This is a genomic window from Paenibacillus sp. P5_B5, from assembly GCF_056400365.1.
Window position 1 is genome coordinate 1 of record NZ_JBFULK010000030.1, and the last position, 21,153, is coordinate 21,153.

A 21,153-nucleotide genomic window follows, 5' to 3' on the forward strand; every position below is an offset into this window, starting at 1 on the left:
ATCTCGCAGCAAGAAAGTTCTACATGTATTCGTTCAACTCCCGTCATCAAATTTACGTACAGTTTATCACAATCGTAATATAACTACAACCTGCGCCGTCCGTTTAGGCTGAAGCTTTGTGAATCTCCTCCATACTCCTTCGCTTGATTTCTGTTATTTCACTATCCTGCCCGTTAGTTGAGAAAAGGCAGCCGATTACAAGAAGACTGCCGCCTTCAAATGTCTTTATTGAGCTATCGTGTCCCGTTAGTTGAACGAATGATTGTCAAGACTTGGGTGACAACTTCTTCGTACTTACCCAATACTTCCGAAATCAGTTCTCGGGATCATGTACTTTAGTCCACCCATCCGTGTTTTCAATGGTTCTAAAACTTCCGTTTATGATACGGAAGACCCTCGCCTTCTTCGCAATACTGTTTAAGACTGTACAAAAAAATAGCCCAGTTATAATTACATACGCGATAAAATGCGGTCACTTCCTCCCAATTCATCTGACGAAAAATGATTGAAGTCTTCCCAGTTTTTTCCTCCATATCAAAAGAAATTGTCGTACCTATCCATTCTGGATCTGAATCAACACACTGCCACAAAATCTTTTTATCGGTAACAAGCTCATCAACTCGCATCTTTGTTAAGCCTTTGCCGCCGAATCGGAACTCATTTATACAACCGATCTGATCATTGACTATTAGTTCATTTGTCCATATTTCTGAAAGTCCTTTTGCAGTGGTTAATGCTTCATATACCGTTGAAGCTGGAACATTCACGGTCTGTAAGTGCTCGATATTTGCCATATTGCTCATTCCCCTTCTTTAAAAGGATTTAATTTATGTAATTATCTGTATACGAATATTATACCATGGTACGGTTGATGTGATTTCTTTTCGATTGCTCATTTTTGAAATAACGCATTAGGGAAGGTTGTTTAACTATGCTGCCCGATAGCTCAAACAGGCTGCTGAAATATCGGCAGCCTGTTTATCGTAGAACTATCGTTCTCCGTTAGTTGAGAACCGGTTCAATTCTTCACATCTCTAGAAAAGAATCCAATTACCGAAGTTATCAAACCAAAAAACAATATTATAAATTCTGCTCCACCCAAACTAGCACCTGGGTCGAGCGCCCAAACTGCTGCAAAAAGCATCATGCTTATTCCTAATAACATTATTTTAACGGACTTCATCTTAACCCCCGAGTAATATTCTTCCTCATCAATATCCCGGTAAAAAGGTAGCAAAAGGAAGTAACTATAAATAACTTGAATACACTAGGCGTCATCGCTAAATAAAGGCTTATAGGGAGCGACCAGAAGAATGCAATGAACATAATAATACGTTTGTTAATAATTGAACCAATTAATGCTACACATGCTGGGGCTAAAAGGAATATGCCCGTTCTTACTAAAACATCATTACTAGCTGGTTCAGGATTGTATGGGTTAATGAAGTTAAGAACTAACCATAGTGCTATAGCTCCTAATGATGAGAACACACCAATATATGTCCAATACTTCACCATACCTCCCCCTTATCAGTACTACTTTATTACCCATCAATATTATACCACATATTGGAATTATTCTGCCCGTTAGCTTAGTAAAAAGAGCAAGATACCGAAGCACCTGCTCATCAATGTGAATCATTCAACTATAGTTCCTCGTTTATTCAACAACGAGAAACAATCTATTTAGAAGGTGTTTTTGCGTTGGAGCAGCCTGTGGGTAAACAATTACAGTTACGGAATAGGTCCAGAACACGCTACGGAGCTGGAAAAAGTAAAAGCGGAGAACCGATTCCTAAAGCAGCAATTAAACCTGCTAAAAAAGTACAGGGGACTGGAAAGGAGGTGGGCGACGAGTCGTCATTGCCTGGATCTAGTCCATTCGAGAAGAAGTAACGGTGTCTGAGGCCTGCGCATGGCTTGGGATTGCAAGAGCCACCTACTACCGCTGGAAAGCAGCCGTAGAGACCGAGAGTTCAGAGGCTACAGTGGAGAAGATAAGGCAGCTTTGCGCACAGCATAAATTCAGATGTGGGTACCGGAAAATCAATGCCCACCTTAGTGCTGAAGAGCCCATAAATCACAAACGAGTTCAGCGGATAATGCAGCGTGAGGGGTTGCAGTGCCGCGTGAGAACAAAAAAACGAAAGGTCACTGGGCAACCTGTACATCCAGCAGAAAACCTGCTCAAGCGACAATTTCATACTGAAGCGCCCTTGCAAAAGCTCGTCACGGACATTACATATTTACCATTTGGCGGTAAGATGTTGTACTTCTCCAGCATTCTGGACCTGTACAACGGAGCGATTGTGGCTTACTGTATAGCGGACAAGCAAGATACATCCCTAGTTTTGGATACGCTGAATCATGTTCCAATACAGACAAGTATGCTGCTTTATAGCGACCAGGACAGTGTATATACGTCTCAGGCCTACCAGACAGCGATAAAGGAAAAAGGCATTACCATGAGCATGTCCCGTAAAGGAACGCCCGCTGATCATGCCCCCATCGAATCGTTTCATTCCACACTAAAGTCTGAAACGTTCTACCTCGAAGATCTCACGTGTACAACGACGGCAATCGTTGAACAGACCGTTCGAGACTACATCATTTACTATAACTCAATTCGGATTCAGGTGAAACTAAATAACCAGTCGCCAGTAAATTTCCGACGACTGGCCACTTAAACTTGCAAGGTATTTTGATCCCTGTCTTACAAACGGGGTGTAGTCCCCGAATACGGTGGTTTTTTTTCCATGTAACCTTCTAGCTACCTACCCGATCTAATATATGTAACGTTACGAACATACTAAACCTTCTAGTCAAGAAAGCAGGTGAACCTTTGCATATAGATCCTATTGTCATCAAAGCCAAAGCTGGGGACCCTGAAGCATTCATGCAGTTGATGCAAGAGATAGAGTTACCTTTATTTAGAACTGCAAGGTCCATTGTCAACAAAGACGAAGATTGTGCAGATGCCCTGCAGGAGACGATGCTTAAAGCCTTTAAGTCCATCCATACACTCAGAGAGCCCGCTTTTTTCAAAACGTGGATCTTCCGGATTCTGATTAATGAATGCAACAAAATGGTCAAAAACAGCTCAAGAGCCCTCCCTTACGGAGAGCTTCCCGACGTACCTTCCACTTCCAAGGATTATGAGAAAATCGAATTATGGGATGCCGTTCAACATCTTGAGGAGAACCTACGGATTGTCATTCTCCTTCATTATCTACATGACATGCCGATCAGTCAAATTTCCGACATTCTCGAAATTTCTACGGTAGCCGTGAAGACCCGGCTGCATCGCGCCCGCAAAAAGCTAAAGCATTCATCTCAAATCAATCAAGAAATGGAGTTGCTACATGGTGAACACTAAGTTAGAAGAACAATTAAAGAACTGCCAGAGCCTACTTCCCGATCAGTTATCTGATATTGCCCGCTCCAAGCTGAATGAGACTTACCAAATCATCAGGGAAACCGATAATTCCATTTCGCCCATTCAGAGAAAGACAAATGTATCAAGGACTTTTAAGAACTGGGGGGGTTCCACTGCAGCCGCTGCAATCCTTGGAGTTACACTCATTGCATCCGGCTTTGTATCGCCCGTAATGGCTGATGCACTCAAGCAAATTCCGGTTCTAGGACAAATCTATTCATTATGGGGCGAAAACAACGCAGATCCCGGTGTTCAACAAGCCGAGGATTTCATCACAAACGTAAACCAAAGCGTGACCCATGGCAAGGTGACTATGAATATTCCAACGTTGTTATTTGACGGGACCCGAATTCTTATGAACATAACCACTCCTGGAAACCGTCTGGCTTCGGAGCCCAATTCGCTGCCTTCCGATGCCAATAAAGGGGCGGTAGATAAGTTTGAGGTCCTCTATAAAGGCCAACCTCTGCTCTGGAATTACGAACACATGGACGGTGAGACTGCTTCCAGCCTAATCGTTGAGGTTTTCAGCACTTATTATGAGCCGCGCACAACACAGACGACTGTCCAGTTCCCTGATAAGTTTGACTTGACTGTAAATGTAACGTTAAAGGGTTACAATGTCCCGTTCCAATTCGTTCTGCCTGTTACAAGATCAACGCCCGTTACCGTTCTAACTTCAGCGGAGACCAAGCATCACGATAACATTAACTTGCAGAACAGCAAGCTGGAAATCACCCCAATCACAACGCAGTTATCCGTTGAGTACAAAACCAAACCGGGCCAGAGCGTAGAAGAAATGCTGGCTTCTATCCCTTCGAAATACAAGGGTGCTGACGGGGGCGTCATCGCTCTTCAGTATGACATTGTGGATGAACATGGCGTTCAACTGAAGCCCATCGGTTATCACCCCTTAAGCGAATCTTATACTATTCGCTTTGAACCCTTCAAGACTCTACCGCGTACCGTAACCATCAAACCGTACTTAGTCGTATCCGAAGGTCAAGCCCCAGCTGGGGTTACAGGACGGTGGGAAGACAAAAATATGGTCAAGGAATACATACCTGAGCTGGAGACTGTATTTTCGGTGCAATAGTTCATTTGTAAAAAGAACCTTATTCTCTAGGGTTAAAAGGGTATGCAAACCTACAAAAGACGGAGCCATAATTGGCTTCGTCTTTTTATTTAAATGACTTTAACCCTTGTCTGGCCTAACTCAAGCCACCGCAATCTCATTAGTTTCTTATATAATTTATTTCCGCGTGTCTATACCAAATTCCTTCTTGCACTAAACTGCCCGTTAGCTGAACAAAGGGCTACCAATTTGCAGCCCTTGCATTATTGAACTATCGTGTCCCGTTAGTTCAACGACGTTTTATAATCTGATTGCTCTGTTATGTAGTAACCACTCTCTAAAGTTGTCATCATTATTAACGTTATCATTGATAACCGCATTATAAATATCAACACTAAAGAATTTTTTGCGGTATAAGGGATGGTTATATACGCTATTCTTTAAGTTCAAAATAACCATTCTTTGCACCACATCAATTTGAGATTTTAAATCATGAATCTCCTTCTTTTTATTATCAAATTCCTCTTGAGAAATTGCCCAAACATCAATCTTCCAAGCATTTGAATTAATGTCTGTGTAACACCCCCAATAATATCCTTTTGGCAAGTGTTCTGTACGCCCGATGAGCTCATTTCTATAATTCATTTTTGAAGGATTAATACATAACGAAATATCCTTACCTAATTCAAAAAAGGTTTCTTCGTTCATTCTTTCATTGGTTAAATATAAATCTAAATCTCTCCAAGTCATTAAGTCCAAAAAGTGGCTTCCGCTTAGAGATACTTTTCCGTATCCCTCTAAAATCCTCATTAAACCATTTCCGTATAGTATTTGATCTGCTTCTTTTTTAATCGAGGAATTAAGTGCTTCCAGCCCAGAATTCATCCTCCGTACCTCCATCAAGTTCATTTTATAGTGACTTACTAAACAAACACATCTCAACATATTACCACATATTGTAACTATTCTGCCCGTTAGCTCAAACAGGCTGCTGAAATATCGGCAGCCTGTTATCGTTGCACTATCGTGTCCCGTTAGTTCAGTCCTAAGAACGAAGCGCTTAGAACGTTTAACTGTCCTGTTCCAATCAAATAACGATTGCTCAATTCGTTAGCTATGCCGAAAAGGCTATTATAGACCCTGAGACCCTGTTATACACCGTTTCATCTTTTATTACTTATTTCTTTTGAACGGGAATCCATATTTCACAAAATTCATTTTCCGTTTCCGAGACACCGTACATTTCAAACTCAGGACCATTAACATGCTCATAACTTGCAGTAGGAAACCATTCACTGTATATGCGTTTCCATAATGCTTGTACATGTTCGGATGTTTGATCAACCGTATGTTCTTCTGTCGTAAAGACTGCCCATGTCCCAGCTGGAATTTCAAGAGAAGCAAATCCCTCTGGCGTACCGCTTTTTGGTGAGATGGCGTAAAGCATGTAAGGGAATGTGGTCCCGCCGGTATTGCGATAACACATTACTGCATTTACAGGTTTGATTCCTTTGCTTGAATTGTCCCAATACATACCTGATGCTTTAATCATCTGATCAATTATTCCTTCATCAAAGGCTTTTTTCCATAACCCCGGAATCGCCTTATGATTCTCACCATTCTCAGTTGAAAATATTTCTTCAACTCCAAAGACAGAAAAATCCTCTTTCTGAACGATTTTGTAATTCATTTCTTCAACTCCCTTAATCGAAATTTGAAAGGATATTCGAGGATATGATTTAAGGCTAACACCCAGATTACGTGACATAGTGGGTGTGATTCCATGCGTTTTTTGAAACGCACGGGCGAATGCTTCCGGTGAGTCGTAGCCATATTTAAGAGCAATGTCGATTACCTTAATATTGCTGCCCTGTAAGTCAAACGCCGCGAGGGTTAATCGTCTGCGTCTAATATATTCTGATAACGGGATTTCAACTATAAACGAGAACAATCGCTGAAAGTGATAAACCGAGCAACACGCAATTCCTGCAGCTATTTCAAAGTCAATTTCCCCCGTTAGGTTATCTTCAATATAGCTAACGGCACCGTTCATTCTTTTCAGCCAATCCATATGCCCCACCCTCCTTTCTTCCTAAGGATAGAAGAAATCATTTGATTTTACCTAGCTTTTCATGCACGAATGTGCAAGGGTGTCAGTAACTTCCTACCGAATCTATTCGCAACACTACTCTCCGCTTTACCACTATTTATAATACGGTTCACCTTATTGATCTGCAACTATCGTGTCCCGTTAGCTTAACCGCTTTTTGCATACTATAGGGAACAACCCTCGATATTAYTTGAACAAGATTGAGGTATCACGAGAATCAAAAAAGTACAAATGGATGTTGATGCTATCTAAATATTAGGACTCCAAATATAATAGTCAGCACCACAATAGCTGTCAATGAGGATACTTTCGCAAAGCGAATTGCCGCATTAGATATTTCAGGCTCTTCTTYATACAGCCATCGTTTCCCCCATAATAAACTATCCTCAGGACAAAAATAAGTCCATATTAATACTCCATACATAGGAATCATAAAAACAATAAAAATTACAATAATTCCAGCTATCTCTTCCACTACATCACGCTCCCTCTGCTAAAAGAAAATAAACCATTAGACTGAAAATTATCAAGACCTTGGTTGAGAAAAATATATTAAAACAGAGGGTTTACATATTAAACATAACTAATATGTAAACCCTTTTATTTTCCGTGCTGAGAATAAATAGAATTAATTGATGTCGATCGTTAAGCTAGCACGTAACAATGATCGACTGATACGACATCATATGTCGCACCGCCTTTTATATACTGTGGAAGTAACATCGTTACACGACACTAAGAGAAAAGGGGTACCTATCCATGTCGAAAACAAAACGCGGTCGTGTGCTCTGGAGCCTCCCATCCCGGGGACGCGGTACTTGCCCGATTTGCGCCGCGACGCGCATCAAACTGTTGTACGTACGGACAAAATCGGCAGGCGAGCAAATCAAAGTTTGCAAGCGATGCCACGGTGTAGGTCAAGCAAAAGTCGAAGCAGCGATTATTTAAACGACGCGACGCGTGTAAGTCGAGCCCCCGTTCCTTCCTTGAAGGGACGGGGGACTCATATTTCCGAACGAATATTGGTTGCCAGAACCGCCGTGGGAGTGGTCTAATGACATAAGAAGGATGAACGAACTGTACACGGAAGGGGACGGTCTCGGTTGAGCAGCATACACCGGATTCAGTGGTTCGATCAGCGGATTCGGGAATCCAGGTATCCAAACAGCCAAGCGCTTGCGGAACATTTCGAAATTTCGCGGCGGCAAGCCCAGCGCGACATCGAATATATGGAGCACACGCTCCGCGCTCCGCTACTCTACGTCGCGAAACATCGCGGGTACATGTACGAGGACAGGGCCTACGTTCTGGCGAGCTTATACATGACGGAAGAGGAAAAAAACGTGCTCCGTTTTCTTGTAAACCGATACAATCAGTACGATTACGATAACGCAGACCAGGTCCGCCGCGTTGCGCAGCTGCTGGACCGGTTTACGGGCGGGCAGGATATGGTCCTGGACAGTAAACTACCTTCGTTTCAGGCGAATCCGCGACTTATGGAGAACGTTCTCCGGCTCACAAATGCGATCCGAGAAGCGCGGGTGACGGAGATTCGCTGTGACGGCGAGCATCTCGTTGTGTGGCCGTTGCGGCTGTTTGCGCACTATAACACGGATTATTTGGAAGCATGCTGCGAGACGAGCGGAAAGCTACGAACGTTCCGGTTGAATCAGATTGCATCGGTATACGTGTCAGAGCGCTGCTTCAATCCGGCGGAGGCGGAACGCGGACTGCCAGACGAGACGGCGCCTGCCGTCCGCAAGCCGTTCACGGCTCGCCTTCGGCTCGCGGAAGCGCCGCCAGGCGGTGGAACGTGGAATGGATTCGCCGCAAGGTTGTCTTCGGATGACCATCTTATATATGATGTCTATTTTTACGATACGGACACTTTCTTGCAGCATTTGACGACGGCTCGGTGGGAAGCACTCCTTGGTCCGAAGTGGTTGCGGGTGAAACTGCGCGAGAGGTGCGCGGATGTGTTGAGCCGGATCGAAAGGGAGCATTAAAGAATGTCGAGCGTTTACTTGGACAAGTTCAGGATACGAAGGGAATCAAAGTCGTACGTCGACAGCTTGCACGCGGTACTAACGGCGGCAGGAATATTCGCCGGACCAAAATATATGTTGTCCGGACTGACCGGCATGGCGTTCAAATTTTCGGTTCACGAACGGCTGCTGCCGCTCTCCGTCAGTGCATACGGCAACTGGGTGGATGAACATGGACCAGCCGTGGACAACGTCGGTCTGCTGTCGGATCGAGATGCCGGACGGACTCGCCATCCGACATTTCGCTTTTATCAGCAGGCTGCAATTGACTGGACTAGACGGTCGCTCGACCGTGGCATCGGAGTGATTTATTGGATTCCGGAGTTCGGAGTCATACGCGGTTATGACGACGAAGACAGCGTATTTTTCGTACAGGACGGCATGTCGGACGAAGACCAGATCGTGCTCTATGACAATTTAGGGCTGAACTTCACGGGGTTCTGGTATGCAGAAGCCGTCGCAGACGCAATAGATGTGTCGCTCGAGACGATGGCGCTCGAATCGATTCGGCTTGCTCTGGACGATTGGACGACGCCGCATAAGACTCTTCCAAATACGGACATTGGATCGGGAAGGCTTGCTTATTCGTTTATGATCCGGGCGCTTCAGAAAGGCGATTACGATGTGTTCGGGGCGCATTACATAATTGAATCGTACATCTATGCCCGGGATGAAATTCGGCACTATCTGGAGGCCATCCACCATCTGTGGCCAGAGCTAGTCGAAGCGTCGCGGTTGTATGCAGAGATCGGGGACACGTTCGAAGGGTGGGACATGGCTAACGTGCCGGCGCTCGTGCGCGCGTTCGAGACGGCGGTCGCGCTCGAGGAGGAGGCGATGGACCGGTTTCGCAAACTGTCGAACCGCCTGCCCGATCCGAAGCGTACCGTCGTTCCGCGATGGGGTAAGTCGACACCGAGATAGTGAGAGGGGGTTGCTCGATGGGCGTTGTTTTGCTTCAAAACTTGCATATGCACGCGGAGTCGCTGTCCTATGTCGACGCGATGCACGCCGTATTGACACATCAAGGCTGGTTCGACATGCCAAAGCCGATGCTTGCGGGCATGTCTGTGTCTGGATTTCGTTTCACCGTCGACCGGCGGCTGACAGCCGAATCGCTGACCGCTTACAATTGGATAGCGGAAAATTTTCTTGCTTGCGATTTCATCGGGGTCACCGCGTCATCGCGCGCGGGCTTCGCGTTTCAGCCGACTTTTCCGCTCCAACGGCGTCGTGCTGTTACCGATATTATCGCGTCTGTCGATCGCGGCGTGGGAGCGATTTTCTGGCATAACGGTTTCGTCGTCATGACAGGATATGACGCTGACCGGGAATTGCTCTATTATTCGGACGGCTCGGATTCGGTTGAAGGGTACAAGACGTTGCCATATGACAAATTTGGCCGGAACGGTACGCCTTACTGGTACTACCAAACATTGGATGACCGAATCCCGATGGATCCGCTCGCAGTGTTCAAGGAGTCGTTCGTCCAGGCGATTTTCAAGTGGGAGACGCATGACATCATGTTGTCAAAAAATGAATACGGTTGCGGGCAAGCGGCTTACGAAATGATCATTTCGGCGCTGGAAGACGGTGAGTATGATGCGGACGGAGCGCGGTCTCTGTTCACATCTTATGCAGCGACGAAACGGGACATTGCCATTTATACGGAAACTGTCGGATCAGTTTGGCCGGAGGTCTGCGAGGCGGCGGAACAATACCGCGTACTTGCTGGTCTGTTCAAACGGGTTTTCACGGCTGGGGTCAAGGGCGCCGAACGGGTCGAAATGTTCCGAGAAGCGAAGCGCGTCGAGGAACGGGCGATCCATGTGCTTAAGAAGCTCGTGCGTGAGACGGCTGCGAACCGCCGTCATGACGTAGGTTTGCGTTAGTTGTAATTTGGTCGGGTGGCGGTCGGGGGGATCGTAGACCGAATCCGTGCCGTTGCTGCGATTTGCTTACGATTGAAAAAACAACTTTCAGGGAGGACATTAGGATGTCATTACAAGTTCGTCCATATTGCATTGAATTAGAGGATTCAGTTAAAAATTTAAGTCACAAAGCATGGATACTTTTTAAGTACAATAAAGATTTCGATCATCAGAGGATGAGTTGTGTATTTAACGAGGACGGTAATTTAATTTGTGTTGGATTCTTAAGACATGGAATAGCTGATGATCATGATGTATTCGAAATCGAAATGCCCACTAATGAATTAGCTTCAAGCCGTATGGATGAAGTGAGAATGGCTCTATACCCTACATTCATAGATACCTGTCAAAAGCTGCGTAATCCAAACAAGAAAACTAAGGTAGTTGCGTGGAAAGACTTTTATGGCGACAGAGAGTTTTACGAAGAGAAGGACTTTAACCCGTATCAAACATATTATATAGCAAAGCGTTCACTTGAAAACCCCATACCTGAAGTCAGAACGCCAGTTGGAGTTAATGTCAAATACTACCCAATGGAATCCAAAGAAGAAAGAATCAAATACACCGAGTTAGAAAATCAATTTTATCAAGGCGTTGTATACAGAAGTGTAAATATGTTGGAATGGATGATGGGTGGTCCAGAGTTACATACCATTTCTGCATTTGAAGGCGATGAACTTGTTGGCAGCGTTATGTGTTGGCAAACTGGTGCAGTTGAAAGATTATTCGTAATTCCTCGTTGGCGTAATAAAGGGTTGGGTGAGTTTCTCATAACGAAGGGTTTTGAGTATCACATTAAGAATGGTCGAAACGAAGTTTATTCGCTGGTTAATGAACAGGATGAGGAAGCTATGAAGTTGGTAGAGTCAATGGGGTATACCTTTCCTGTAAGATTAGAACTCAAGGCATTGGATGTTTAGAAAAAAGAACTTATGTCTAAAGAAGTGGACTATAAGATTGCCATTTGGCAGCCATGTCCGTTAATGAGAAACGATAGTTACAATATTACAGCGGCAACTAAGACTATATCTTCTAGTCTAAGTGTGCCGCTGTGTCTCTGTGTGAATCAGTCTAATTATTCACTTCGGGGAACACGTCAAAAATCAGGCTGAGTGAGTTTCTGATAAAGTACCAGATTCCCCTGCTCAAGTGCGTCCCGTTGCTCTTTAAGTCCCTGTATCACTGATCGAAGACGCTCAATGGTTGCTTCCATTTCATCGATACCGTCTCGTAATTGCCCAACATCATCTTTTATTTCCAGCTTATATACTCCTTTCCTCGCCCTATGATCGCCGGTACTTGAAGAGCTCAATCTCTGGCGCGTCCAAAAAAAATGCTCTAAAATTTTGTGTATACCTGAGCATAAGCCTTTTTCATTTGCTCTCGTAATTCTTTGTTTTCTTTTTCCAATTCCTTTATTTTACGTTTTAGTGCTTCGATGAGTACATCCTTATTAGCATCATTCATCTCACGTTTTATCTGTTTTGGGGTTAGTGCTTTGGATTGTTGATGGCGTAAGGATTCAATACGCTCACGGATATCTATATGGTTATATAAACTTGCCTTTGAGACGCCCGACTCTTCTGACACGCTATTAAAATTGATGCCCTTGTTGGCTTTTATAAGGCGTTTAATCGCCTGGTCTACTTTTTCCAAGGTATTCGTCTTCCGCTTTTCATGAATGCTCTTCAGATGGGCTGTTCGGTCGTAATTAGCCATTTCCAGCACCCACCTTTCTTTTTATACGATCTTGCCTACCGAAAATGATATTACCTTCTTGAAGGTTATTTAAAATGCCGTGGTACCGAAGTAAGTTTTTCTCATGTTTTTCAGCCATATCCTCACGACCACGTTGTTTTGCTATCTCTATTGCTCTCGAGGTAGTTTTAATATGCAATTCATATTTCTGTACATCCAATTCAGAGAAGCCAATGGCTAAATCCTTACACGGGCTTCCTCCGTTGCATGTCAAGCAAGGTGGTGCTTCCATGTGAGGACAGTCTCCTTTCAAGCGAGCGTGGCATGTTCCGTAAGGATTATCCATCGCATTCAGCTTGTGGTCTTGCCATAACGCTTGAAGGATCTCCTCAGGAATGTCTTCTCCTGCTTTAATTTCTTGCACATCACCGTTAAGATCGAAGCTAAACACACCTTGATTAATAACAGCTTCAAAAGCTTTTCTTTTCGTATCATCTAAAAGCTTTGCATAGCGTAGGGTCATTTCAGGAGAAGCATGAGCTAACAACTCTTGCACGGTAAGAATATCCGCTCCGCCATTTAACATTTTGACGGCATAAGTATGTCTAAACTGGTGGGTTTTAAAGTAAAACACATTTCCATTCTCATCGGTAATATTCTTTTTAATTGCCAGTTCATTTAGTTTTGCTCGAACCCAATGTTGGGAGAATGGTTGCCCTTTACGAGTACCACGATAACGAATGAAAATGAATCCTTCAGGATTATTATCATGATTGCTTTGTTCTTTAGATTGTTGAATGAGGACTGCAAGAATATCCGCCAACTCTTCATCAATGGGAATTCGGTGTCCTTGGACATAGGTTTTCTCAATATCGGTTACGATGGAGTATTTTCCGTTCAGCTTCACCAAGCAGTCTAAAGTTAAGCCTAAAACATCGGAAATACGCAGCCCTGTTTTAAAGCCAATCCACACAACAGGAATGACCTCTTTGTGTAAATCATTAATGTGAGTAAATAATTGTTCCAGTACATAGTCAGGAATGTAATCAATCTGATCAATAGACTTTTTTCGAAGTTTGGGTTTATCCTCTGGGTAAATAAGCTTTTGTATAGGAGTTTCAGGAGCGATGTCATATTCATAACGGTGAAGATCCTCAAGAAACTTGCCAGAAACTAAAAGCGCTTTGTTAATATAACGTTCTGGATGTGCATTTTTATGTTTTATATTCTCTTGGGCATACTCATGCAACCATTGAATGTATCTCTCAATGTGACTGCGTTTTAAACCTTTTAGATCATTCCACTTTGGTTCCATTGAAGTTACACAAACAAGAAAGTTCGGTAAAAAACTCATATAAATTATTGCAGAAGCCCAAGTAAAATTTTGTTTACTCAGTAAACGTAGTTTAAGGTACTTTTTAATCTGCCGACGCATATTTAAATTTCCGATTTTCGTGAAATCGAGATAGTGGGCAGAATTACTCTTGTTATAATGAATACCATATTTATTATGCAGTATCCTTATATCCCAACGATCTTTTTCCCATTCTTCACGAGTATCTGTTAATTGCAATAACTTTGATAAGAACAACCGTATATAGCCGGCTAAATGTGTTTTTCGTGTGACTTCGGCACGAAATGCATGTTTCTGAATCTCGTGCGTCTTAAAGTTTTGTTCATGCAACCAGAATAGCCATTCACGCTCTGCTTTATCAATGTCTAAGTCAAGTAGGGAAAACAGAGTAGGGTATTTTTCATTTAGGAATTTTGTGAATACGCTCCAGCATTGTCCCACAAAAATAGTGATGAGAGCCTTCTCAGCATAAAACAGCTCGTGGTACCACAAGTATTTTGCTTCTAAATTAACCGTAAAGCTATTAATTCGAAAATGGATATTTTTTGTTGAGTGCTTATAATTCTCCGCTATCTGTTTAAACTGTTTTATTTCACCAATAAAATCAATATTCCATTTATCATTGACCAAGAAGTACGGATTATTTACATCTTCTATAACTACTGACCCATCAGTATGGATGGTCTTTTCAGGATAACTAGAGAGTTCTTGCTCTAATCGCTCATGAAATCTTAACTCGGCTCTGTAAGGATGTATAACCGTCTTTGTCTTTTTCATCTTCAATCACCTTAGCTTCTTTAATTCAGCTGAAATACTGGCTGTGCTTTCTCCCAATCTTTACGGATGTCTTCTTCTGAAGGATGTAGGTATAAATTCATCGTTGTTTGGATTTGTGAATGCCCTAGTCGTTCTTGCACCTGCTTAATATCTTTCGTTTCCTTATAGAACATCGTTGCATGTGTATGGCGAAATAGGTGGGGATGAAGTTTATTTATTCCTGTCTTCTGCCGCAACCGTTTAAACAAGGATTCAACATCGATGGAGGTCATTGGTTTCCCTACATTTTCACCTCGAAGCTTCACAAAGACAAAGTTCGAACGAAAATCCAACTCATCAAGGACTTCATATAAATAGTCGTCAAATAAGTCCATCAATGCCTGGGAAATAAAAATTCCCCGTTCACCCGTTTTGAGCTTGGCACCGTTTTCTAATTCTCCTCGATTTGTTAATACAATACGATGTCCCCTATGATCGAACTTAAAATCCACCAAATAGAGTGAGAGGACTTCGCCAATACGCAAACCTGTTTCAAATAACACTTGAATGAGAAACCGATCTCTGATGTTTGTCGTTGCATTCAGAACTTGCTTCACTTGTTCTTTCGAAAGCGTTTCAACCTTTTTGCGGGGCTCTTTGATCTTTAATAAGTTCCGTACCGACGGCTTATCCTTATTAACATGATGTAGGAAACTCTTATATTGCGATCTTCCCCATACTTGTCGCATTAAGCTCTCAGACATATCATGAGAAAGCACTTCATTTCGATACAAGTAATCATAGAAGTTTGTAATCGCCGTAATTGTTAGGTTAATGGTCTTCTCTGTCTTTTTTACCTTTATCGGTTTTAAGGGGGTTACTTTAATACTTCCAAAAGGATTTTGTAACCAACCAACAAACTCTACCAAATCTTCAAATCGAATGTGCTTATAATCTTTATCTGTGTCATGTAAGTAAACAAAATACTGCTTTAATGCATAACAATATGTTTTCTGTGTATTTCTGCTTTTTCCCGTTTGATCTAGGTATTTAAGGTATTTTAATACAGGGATCACAGGTAAACCGTCTCCATCTACCAACATATATCGTTTGATGTTTTCTTCTAAAACAACTTCTTGTACTTTCATAGAATTTCACCATCCAAAACATAAATGATTACGCTCGGTTTAAACCTCGCTACGCCTCCCGCTATGGGCTACGTCCTCCGCAATTCAAAACAAATGTTCTATTAATTTTCACATTATATACATAGTAGACGATTTTTTCAAAACCTAAATAACAAATCTATCATATATAAAAATAGAGGATGTATGCTCTCATATTGAACATATTATCCTCTAATTATTATAGTATAATTAATGAAAAATAAAGTGTTAGACCATGAAAATAAAGTTGTAGACTGGGGACGGCATTAAGCTAACGGGTAGGATAGTGCAACTACATAATTTTTCCAACGTATAATAATTATCTGAATATTTCCAATATGGCTCATACGGAGGTGAACTTGACTGGAACATTTTTTTGACTTGGTTCAATTGGGATTATCGATCACTCTCATCTCTTCCATAGTGTTTCTTCCATTCACCAATTTTTCTTTGCAAGAAATACGCTGGGGTCATGAAATTGCTGCAACCGGTTCAACTATGTTTGTGGCTATCAGGCTGCCGCAGCCCAACAGTATCCAACGGTGGATAGTACGTGTCGCCAGACGAAAAGAATCTGATGAAGATGCCAATTGTCCTTCCCCACATTGATATTCAATACATTCAATTAGGGAGGATAACAGTGAAAAAGATTTTGATGCTCCAAAAATGGGTCAAGCCCATTCTCGTCATATTGATTGGGGTTATTCCGATCATTATACTTAGCGGATGCTCAACAGCATCCCCATCAAACCCGATTAATGCCGATTCGCAAGGGATATTTAACCACTACTTTATTTATCCGTTCTCGTTCCTAATCAAATTTTTCGCGAATGCGTTTCACGGAAACTACGGATTATCGATCGTGCTGATGACATTCATCATCAGACTTGCGATCATGCCGCTCATGATGAATCAAACCAAAAAGCAAATGGCCATAAAAGAAAAGATGGTCGTCCTTCAGCCGGAGTTAAACGCACTAAAGGATAAGTATAAGAACGACATCAGCGCAGATGCAAAAAAGAAACAGCAAATCGAGATGATGCAGCTCTACCAGAAGCATCAATTCAATCCCTTAAGCATGGGGTGTTTGCCGATGCTTCTCCAATGGCCGATCACCCTCGCATTTTACTACGCCATTCGTCGCACCCCAGAGATCGCAGCTCACAATTTTCTGTGGTTTAGCTTGGGGAAAACGGATATGATTTTGCCGCTTATTGCCGCTGCGGTTTATTACGTTCAGTTTCGCGTGTCGCAATCCGTTTCAGCGCAGTATCAGCAAAATCAAAACAATCAAATGGCTTTCATCGGATTGTTGTCCCCGATCATGATGGGTGTGTTTTCTTTTGCGATGCCCGCTGCGTTGCCATTATATTGGGCGGTTGGCGGCATATTCATTATCGTGCAAACGATTATACTCAATAAAATGTACGCGAAGCCAATGCAGCAAATAAAACCTACCTAGCCGAGTAGACGTCGCTTCTCGTTCACCGACGTAATCCGAGAAGTTGAATTTCGTCGGCTTGTTAAGCTCCTAACCGGAAACGATAGAATAATAAAGCAGCTGCAGTCTAGGACTTTATTTTCACGTCCTAGACTGCAGCTACCTCTTTTATGGGGTCAGTCTAAAACTTATTTTATTACCGATTTTGCTATTCAAAAATCGCGTAGGATCAATAACCATAGTCTAATACTATATTTTCCCATGACACCCTCTACCATGCCCCAATAGTGCTACTCTTTTATTAAACTATCGTGTCCCGTTAGCGTAACAGTCAGAAATTAATCCTTTCTCTCCACTTTAATCTTAAGCAAGAGTACAGTTATATCCTCATTTATCATCTGTGTTATTTGATTCATATCTTGATAGTCGTAAGTTCTTATTGAATTTCCTGCCTGACGGTAAACTCCCAACACTTTCGTTTCTCCTGATTCTAAGCCCACTTCCTCTTGACCGATTGCAATGCCCCAGTAGCTTGCCCCTACTCCTTCTGAATTTAAGATGTTTTCTACTTCAAGAGGGGGAATAGATACCCCCGATGAATACAAGAAGAACGAAGCATTTTCGTGTTGGGGATTGATAATGCCAAATCCCATTGGACCTTCATCAACTTGATTAGGATTTAAGCCATATGAAAGTTCTGTCAAACGGAAAGGAACGGTTTTTTCTCCATTTTTATAACCCTCTACCCAAAGAGTTACCCAACTTTTATCAGCTTCCGGTAATTTCAAATTGTAATCGTATAAAATTCCGAGGTGTAAGTCGTTAAATGTCTTTACGTATTGGGAATTTTCAGTTGCTGAAATGTAGGCTATTTTTTCCCCACCAATTGTTGCATTACTACAACCAGAGACAACCAGAAATAAAAAAAGTATAGCCAATGATGAAATGGGTTGATAACCTTTCAACACATCACCTCCAAAGATAATGTACCATAAAATACCATACCACGGGGTGAAAATTGCTAAGCAAATCTGCCCGATAGTTAAAAAAAGAGCAGGCACTGTAGCGTCTGCTCAACAATGTGTGCTATTGAATTATCGTGTCCCGTTAGCTTAACATCCAACAAATTATCTAACCATTCATCCCAGTAATTAGAAAACAAATCGCTGTGAGTAAAGCTAATGGTGTCATAACAAGCTTTTCCTTTTTACTTTTGGACAAAGCGTTCATAAAGGTATTCACTATTAAATAAAATGCAAAAAAGTAACATACTCCTTTTGCACTCGTATCTAAAGCATCTATCGAGATTACATTCCCTGCTTGTAGTATAAAGATGATTGCAACCAACTGAATTAATACGGAAATGGCACATGCAACTCTCATTTGTTTTGGCATTACTTTATACTTACCGCCCATTTCAAATTCTTCGTAAGGTAAACCCATGACCACATCTGCTTTGAGCCACATCCACAGCCCCACAGCCATAATCCTTCGACTGGATTCAGTTGAGGGCTATAGGGCTTTATACATGTTATTTTCTGTTCAATTATATGGATTTATGTTCTTTGATCTGCTACAATTACTTACGAACGTTCGTAAGTATTTTAGGAGTGGTATTCAATGAAAAGTGATGAGATTAAACGGGCAGCACTGAAATACTTTACCATTCACGGATATGAAGGGGCTTCTCTTTCGAAAATAGCCGAAGAAGTTGGATTGAAGAAGCAATCCTTATACTCCCACTTCAAAGGCAAAGATGATTTATTTCTTCAGGTTCTACGCGATGCCGGTGAGGTTGAGTTGCACACAAAGCTTACGTTCTTTAATAATCATAAAAATGATTCGCCGGAGAAATCATTATATGCATATCTAGTGATGGTTAAAGATCTATTTCAGTTAGACGAGCGGATGAAATTCTGGCTGCGTATCTCCTTCTTTCCGCCCGAACATCTTTATCATGTGATAGTAAATGAAGTCTTTGCCATTGAAGACCAGGTCATGGAGATGCTTGAAGCGAAGTTCGCTGAGTGGATGAAGAAAGAAGAGATCTATAAGGAACAACCCTCTATTCCGGCTAGTGCATTTACTGGGATTGTTGATGCCTTGATGCTGGAGTTACTCTATGATTCAAGTCCAGAGCGAATTAGCGAGAAGCTGGAGTCGGCTTGGACAGTCTTTTGGCGAGGAATTTCCAAGTAATAAGAGAGCAAATATTTTCAACGCTATAATGAAATTAATCGAGGTGCTACAATCATGCATTTTATAGAAGTTACTCAACAGAATTTAAAACTGGCCTATACCATTCAAAAGGAAATTTTTTCGGATTCGCCTGATATTCTGCACATCAAAAATTCTATTGATAACAATGATCCGGGCTATGCTTATTGGATTGTGTACGAGAATGAAACTGCCATAGGGATTTCGGGCATTTATACTGTAGAAGCTGACAGAGATTCCGTTTGGCTCAGTTGGTACGGTGTTTTGCCTAAATGGCGGAGCAAAGGCTTTGGAAGAAAAATTCTACTTGAATCCATCGAAAGAGCTACATCACTGAAACAATTCAAATATTTAAGACTATATACATCCGAAAAGTACAATGCGAGTGCATTGGCGTTGTACGATTCTGTTATGGACCTATGCGAGCGGTATGAAAATCCGGATGATGAGACATTTGAACGGACTGCTTTGGTCTACTCCTATTCACTAACGGAAGAAAAGGTAACGCCCTGGAACAATAGATATATGGGCATTCGAGAGCTTGAGGAGCTATGCGAAGCTGGTGAGTTGTATTTAAAAGAACACGGATACGAAATATAGCAGGTTTCATCCCTTCAAGTAAAAACTTTAGTTAAACTCAAACAGGCCGTCCCAGGCAGCCATTTCATGGCTTATGGGGTGGCCTGTGTTTTGTTAGGTGGAATTTCCAGTTGCTACAGTCACTTTTGGCGCATCAGGATATGCTTCAGGCGGTAGCTCTCTCCTTCAAAGACAATCAATTGTCCATGGTGGGCGAGTCGGTCAATCATCGCGGCAGCCATCTGGTCATCGGTAAAATCGAGCCCATTTGGAGAATTCCAGATTCGTGGTCAGGACCAGACTGCGGCGTTCGTAGCTGGCTGCGATCACCTGAAACAGCAGTTGCGCTTCCTCCCGGTCCATCGGCAGATATCCCCATTCGTCCAGGATCACAAGCTCTGTACTCGGTAAAGCAGCTAATACCGAAAATTTCGCTCTACTTATGATACGGTTCACCGCGTTTGATCTTCAACTATCCTGCCCGTTAGCGCAGCAAGACTGCCAATCGAACTGGCAGCCTTGTCATGAACTATCGTGTCCCGTTAGTTCAATGAAATTCGAAGTCATACACTTAATCCTAATTTATCTATAAGAAAATCACCTTGTTCGATTTTCGCCGTTTTCTTCTCATTGCGAAAATCCCATCCATGTTCTATTGCATACTTAATTAACCTTGAATCATTTGAAGGCGTTTGGTCAATTATGCAATGAAATAAGCACTCATCAATTACGATTTTCTTTACTTCCTTCGTGAAAAGCTTCATTGATTGCACTCCTTGTGTAGGACCAGTTTCTTAATTAATAAATTTCCAACTTTTCTTACGTTATCGTTTCCTGTTAGTTGAATGATAATGGCAGGTCTAATCCCAATGGTTATAGATTACCTCACCAACTGTTTTAGGCATCCAATAAAAAATTTGTTTTAGTTCATGTTCATTGAGTGTGTTCTCATTTCTCAGCCTATTCTTACGCTCATCTAGCTGTATTCACTAAGTTCTCTTAACTGTAAAACTCGATATTCAGTGCTATAAGCTTTAATTCCATTAGAGAGTGTCTGGTCGTCTATGAATATAATATTCATGTGTTCAACTCTTGAAGCAATAGCGATTAATGGGTAAATGCCATTTAATAAGATGTGAATCTCTTTTTCGTTAATTTGTAAATCGGCACAGTAAAAATTGGTTGCCTGTAAGTCAGAAACAGTGACCAGTTTTCCACCAACGTGATTTGCTAAAGCATAGCATTGCTTTTTAAAATGGCTAATGTCTACCAATGATTCATCGATTTCCGAGTTATAAAATCCAGAAATCCCATCGCGAAGCAACAAATTAAAACACCTCATTTT

At 42.1% G+C, this 21,153-nt stretch carries 23 protein-coding genes and 1 pseudogene; 11 read left to right on the forward strand and 13 right to left on the reverse strand.

Features of this window, described 5'->3' with window-relative positions; translation table 11 throughout:
* Positions 1 to 365 precede the first annotated feature (365 nt).
* A complete protein-coding gene (locus tag AC1DOK_RS23630) occupies positions 366 to 794 on the reverse strand; it encodes an SRPBCC family protein (protein WP_477556744.1) in 429 nt (142 codons plus the stop codon).
* Positions 795 to 1,704: 910 nt separating this feature from the next.
* On the opposite strand from AC1DOK_RS23630, the gene AC1DOK_RS23635 reads away from it, so the two are divergent.
* From AC1DOK_RS23635 to AC1DOK_RS23650, 4 genes are all read left to right on the forward strand, one after another.
* A complete protein-coding gene (locus AC1DOK_RS23635) occupies positions 1,705 to 1,896 on the forward strand; it encodes a hypothetical protein (protein WP_477556745.1) in 192 nt (63 codons plus the stop codon).
* A gap of 2 nt (positions 1,897 to 1,898) precedes the next feature.
* Positions 1,899 to 2,687: an IS3 family transposase gene (locus AC1DOK_RS23640; RefSeq protein ID WP_477556746.1), complete on the forward strand. Its 789-nt coding sequence runs from the start codon at positions 1,899 to 1,901 to the stop codon at positions 2,685 to 2,687.
* A 155-nt stretch (positions 2,688 to 2,842) separates the two neighbouring features.
* The gene (locus AC1DOK_RS23645; RefSeq protein ID WP_477556747.1) at positions 2,843 to 3,376 is read left to right on the forward strand and encodes an RNA polymerase sigma factor; all 534 of its coding nucleotides are present in this window, start codon (positions 2,843 to 2,845) and stop codon (positions 3,374 to 3,376) included.
* Entirely contained in the window at positions 3,366 to 4,532 is a 1,167-nt protein-coding gene (locus AC1DOK_RS23650; protein ID WP_477556748.1) for a DUF4179 domain-containing protein, read from the forward strand. Before AC1DOK_RS23645 ends, AC1DOK_RS23650 begins: the two co-directional genes overlap by 11 nt.
* Positions 4,533 to 4,811: 279 nt before the next feature.
* Here the strand turns inward: AC1DOK_RS23650 and AC1DOK_RS23655 are convergent, their stop codons facing one another.
* The 3 genes from AC1DOK_RS23655 to AC1DOK_RS23665 form a co-directional block, all read right to left on the reverse strand.
* Positions 4,812 to 5,396 carry a hypothetical protein gene (locus AC1DOK_RS23655; RefSeq protein ID WP_477556749.1) on the reverse strand — a complete coding sequence of 195 codons (585 nt, stop codon included), beginning with the start codon at positions 5,394 to 5,396 and terminating at the stop codon, positions 4,812 to 4,814.
* A gap of 292 nt (positions 5,397 to 5,688) precedes the next feature.
* A complete protein-coding gene (locus AC1DOK_RS23660) occupies positions 5,689 to 6,582 on the reverse strand; it encodes an AraC family transcriptional regulator (protein ID WP_477556750.1) in 894 nt (297 codons plus the stop codon).
* A 283-nt stretch (positions 6,583 to 6,865) separates the two neighbouring features.
* A complete protein-coding gene (locus tag AC1DOK_RS23665) occupies positions 6,866 to 7,096 on the reverse strand; it encodes a hypothetical protein (RefSeq protein ID WP_477556751.1) in 231 nt (76 codons plus the stop codon).
* A 628-nt stretch (positions 7,097 to 7,724) separates the two neighbouring features.
* On the opposite strand from AC1DOK_RS23665, the gene AC1DOK_RS23670 reads away from it, so the two are divergent.
* The 4 genes from AC1DOK_RS23670 (at position 7,725) to AC1DOK_RS23685 (ending at position 11,517) form a co-directional block, all read left to right on the forward strand.
* Positions 7,725 to 8,627, forward strand: coding sequence for a helix-turn-helix transcriptional regulator (locus tag AC1DOK_RS23670; protein ID WP_477556752.1), 903 nt, complete (start codon positions 7,725 to 7,727; stop codon positions 8,625 to 8,627).
* A 3-nt stretch (positions 8,628 to 8,630) separates the two neighbouring features.
* Positions 8,631 to 9,590, forward strand: a complete 960-nt coding sequence (locus AC1DOK_RS23675) for a hypothetical protein (protein WP_477556753.1) — start codon at positions 8,631 to 8,633, stop codon at positions 9,588 to 9,590.
* 17 nt (positions 9,591 to 9,607) lie between these two features.
* Entirely contained in the window at positions 9,608 to 10,558 is a 951-nt protein-coding gene (locus AC1DOK_RS23680; RefSeq protein WP_477556754.1) for a hypothetical protein, read from the forward strand.
* Between the two features lie 104 nt (positions 10,559 to 10,662).
* Positions 10,663 to 11,517 (forward strand): GNAT family N-acetyltransferase, encoded by an 855-nt coding sequence (locus AC1DOK_RS23685; RefSeq protein ID WP_477556755.1) that lies wholly within the window; start codon positions 10,663 to 10,665, stop codon positions 11,515 to 11,517.
* 176 nt (positions 11,518 to 11,693) lie between these two features.
* On the opposite strand, the gene AC1DOK_RS23690 is transcribed toward AC1DOK_RS23685, so the two are convergent.
* Genes AC1DOK_RS23690 through AC1DOK_RS23705 form a run of 4 tightly spaced genes read right to left on the reverse strand, consistent with a single transcriptional unit; the run spans position 11,694 to position 15,553 of the window.
* Complete coding sequence (locus tag AC1DOK_RS23690; protein ID WP_477556756.1) at positions 11,694 to 11,909, reverse strand: hypothetical protein; 216 nt, start codon at positions 11,907 to 11,909, stop codon at positions 11,694 to 11,696.
* Between the two features lie 26 nt (positions 11,910 to 11,935).
* Positions 11,936 to 12,316 (reverse strand): DUF6262 family protein, encoded by a 381-nt coding sequence (locus AC1DOK_RS23695; RefSeq protein ID WP_477556757.1) that lies wholly within the window; start codon positions 12,314 to 12,316, stop codon positions 11,936 to 11,938.
* A complete protein-coding gene (locus AC1DOK_RS23700) occupies positions 12,309 to 14,426 on the reverse strand; it encodes a tyrosine-type recombinase/integrase (protein ID WP_477556758.1) in 2,118 nt (705 codons plus the stop codon). The genes AC1DOK_RS23695 and AC1DOK_RS23700 overlap by 8 nt, the downstream gene beginning before the upstream one ends.
* Before the next feature lie 20 nt (positions 14,427 to 14,446).
* Positions 14,447 to 15,553, reverse strand: coding sequence for a tyrosine-type recombinase/integrase (locus tag AC1DOK_RS23705; protein WP_477556759.1), 1,107 nt, complete (start codon positions 15,551 to 15,553; stop codon positions 14,447 to 14,449).
* 571 nt (positions 15,554 to 16,124) lie between these two features.
* On the opposite strand from AC1DOK_RS23705, the gene yidC reads away from it, so the two are divergent.
* Positions 16,125 to 17,033: a membrane protein insertase YidC gene (yidC, locus tag AC1DOK_RS23710; protein ID WP_477556760.1), complete on the forward strand. Its 909-nt coding sequence runs from the start codon at positions 16,125 to 16,127 to the stop codon at positions 17,031 to 17,033.
* A 317-nt stretch (positions 17,034 to 17,350) separates the two neighbouring features.
* Here the strand turns inward: yidC and AC1DOK_RS23715 are convergent, their stop codons facing one another.
* Complete coding sequence (locus AC1DOK_RS23715) at positions 17,351 to 17,977, reverse strand: hypothetical protein (RefSeq protein ID WP_477556761.1); 627 nt, start codon at positions 17,975 to 17,977, stop codon at positions 17,351 to 17,353.
* A 166-nt stretch (positions 17,978 to 18,143) separates the two neighbouring features.
* A complete protein-coding gene (locus AC1DOK_RS23720; RefSeq protein WP_477556762.1) occupies positions 18,144 to 18,491 on the reverse strand; it encodes a hypothetical protein in 348 nt (115 codons plus the stop codon).
* Positions 18,492 to 18,632: 141 nt separating this feature from the next.
* Between AC1DOK_RS23720 and AC1DOK_RS23725 the strand changes: the two genes are divergently transcribed.
* Both AC1DOK_RS23725 and AC1DOK_RS23730 read left to right on the forward strand, forming a co-directional pair.
* Positions 18,633 to 19,211 (forward strand): TetR/AcrR family transcriptional regulator, encoded by a 579-nt coding sequence (locus AC1DOK_RS23725; RefSeq protein WP_477556763.1) that lies wholly within the window; start codon positions 18,633 to 18,635, stop codon positions 19,209 to 19,211.
* Between the two features lie 54 nt (positions 19,212 to 19,265).
* Positions 19,266 to 19,829 carry a GNAT family N-acetyltransferase gene (locus AC1DOK_RS23730; protein ID WP_477556764.1) on the forward strand — a complete coding sequence of 188 codons (564 nt, stop codon included), beginning with the start codon at positions 19,266 to 19,268 and terminating at the stop codon, positions 19,827 to 19,829.
* A gap of 119 nt (positions 19,830 to 19,948) precedes the next feature.
* Here AC1DOK_RS23730 and AC1DOK_RS23735 read toward each other — a convergent pair.
* From AC1DOK_RS23735 to AC1DOK_RS23745, 3 genes and pseudogenes are all read right to left on the reverse strand, one after another.
* Positions 19,949 to 20,171, reverse strand: a pseudogene (locus tag AC1DOK_RS23735) (ATP-binding protein).
* A 200-nt stretch (positions 20,172 to 20,371) separates the two neighbouring features.
* On the reverse strand, positions 20,372 to 20,572 hold the full coding sequence (locus tag AC1DOK_RS23740) for a hypothetical protein (protein WP_477556765.1): 201 nt from the start codon (positions 20,570 to 20,572) through the stop codon (positions 20,372 to 20,374).
* Between the two features lie 212 nt (positions 20,573 to 20,784).
* Positions 20,785 to 21,153 (reverse strand): hypothetical protein (locus AC1DOK_RS23745; protein WP_477556766.1); only part of this gene is annotated, 369 nt, incomplete at its 5' end.

What these genes read in the sequence shown, in the direction of transcription:
- AC1DOK_RS23630 (WP_477556744.1), bottom strand. Translation starts at nt 794, where the DNA reads ATGGCAAATATCGAGCACTTACAGACCGTGAATGTTCCAGCTTCAACG.
- AC1DOK_RS23655 (WP_477556749.1), bottom strand. Translation starts at nt 5,396, where the DNA reads ATGAATTCTGGGCTGGAAGCACTTAATTCCTCGATTAAAAAAGAAGCA.
- AC1DOK_RS23660 (WP_477556750.1), bottom strand. Translation starts at nt 6,582, where the DNA reads ATGGATTGGCTGAAAAGAATGAACGGTGCCGTTAGCTATATTGAAGAT.
- AC1DOK_RS23675 (WP_477556753.1), top strand. Translation starts at nt 8,631, where the DNA reads ATGTCGAGCGTTTACTTGGACAAGTTCAGGATACGAAGGGAATCAAAG.
- AC1DOK_RS23680 (WP_477556754.1), top strand. Translation starts at nt 9,608, where the DNA reads ATGGGCGTTGTTTTGCTTCAAAACTTGCATATGCACGCGGAGTCGCTG.
- AC1DOK_RS23685 (WP_477556755.1), top strand. Translation starts at nt 10,663, where the DNA reads ATGTCATTACAAGTTCGTCCATATTGCATTGAATTAGAGGATTCAGTT.
- AC1DOK_RS23695 (WP_477556757.1), bottom strand. Translation starts at nt 12,316, where the DNA reads ATGGCTAATTACGACCGAACAGCCCATCTGAAGAGCATTCATGAAAAG.
- AC1DOK_RS23700 (WP_477556758.1), bottom strand. Translation starts at nt 14,426, where the DNA reads ATGAAAAAGACAAAGACGGTTATACATCCTTACAGAGCCGAGTTAAGA.
- AC1DOK_RS23705 (WP_477556759.1), bottom strand. Translation starts at nt 15,553, where the DNA reads ATGAAAGTACAAGAAGTTGTTTTAGAAGAAAACATCAAACGATATATG.
- AC1DOK_RS23725 (WP_477556763.1), top strand. Translation starts at nt 18,633, where the DNA reads ATGAAAAGTGATGAGATTAAACGGGCAGCACTGAAATACTTTACCATT.
- AC1DOK_RS23730 (WP_477556764.1), top strand. Translation starts at nt 19,266, where the DNA reads ATGCATTTTATAGAAGTTACTCAACAGAATTTAAAACTGGCCTATACC.
- AC1DOK_RS23740 (WP_477556765.1), bottom strand. Translation starts at nt 20,572, where the DNA reads ATGAAGCTTTTCACGAAGGAAGTAAAGAAAATCGTAATTGATGAGTGC.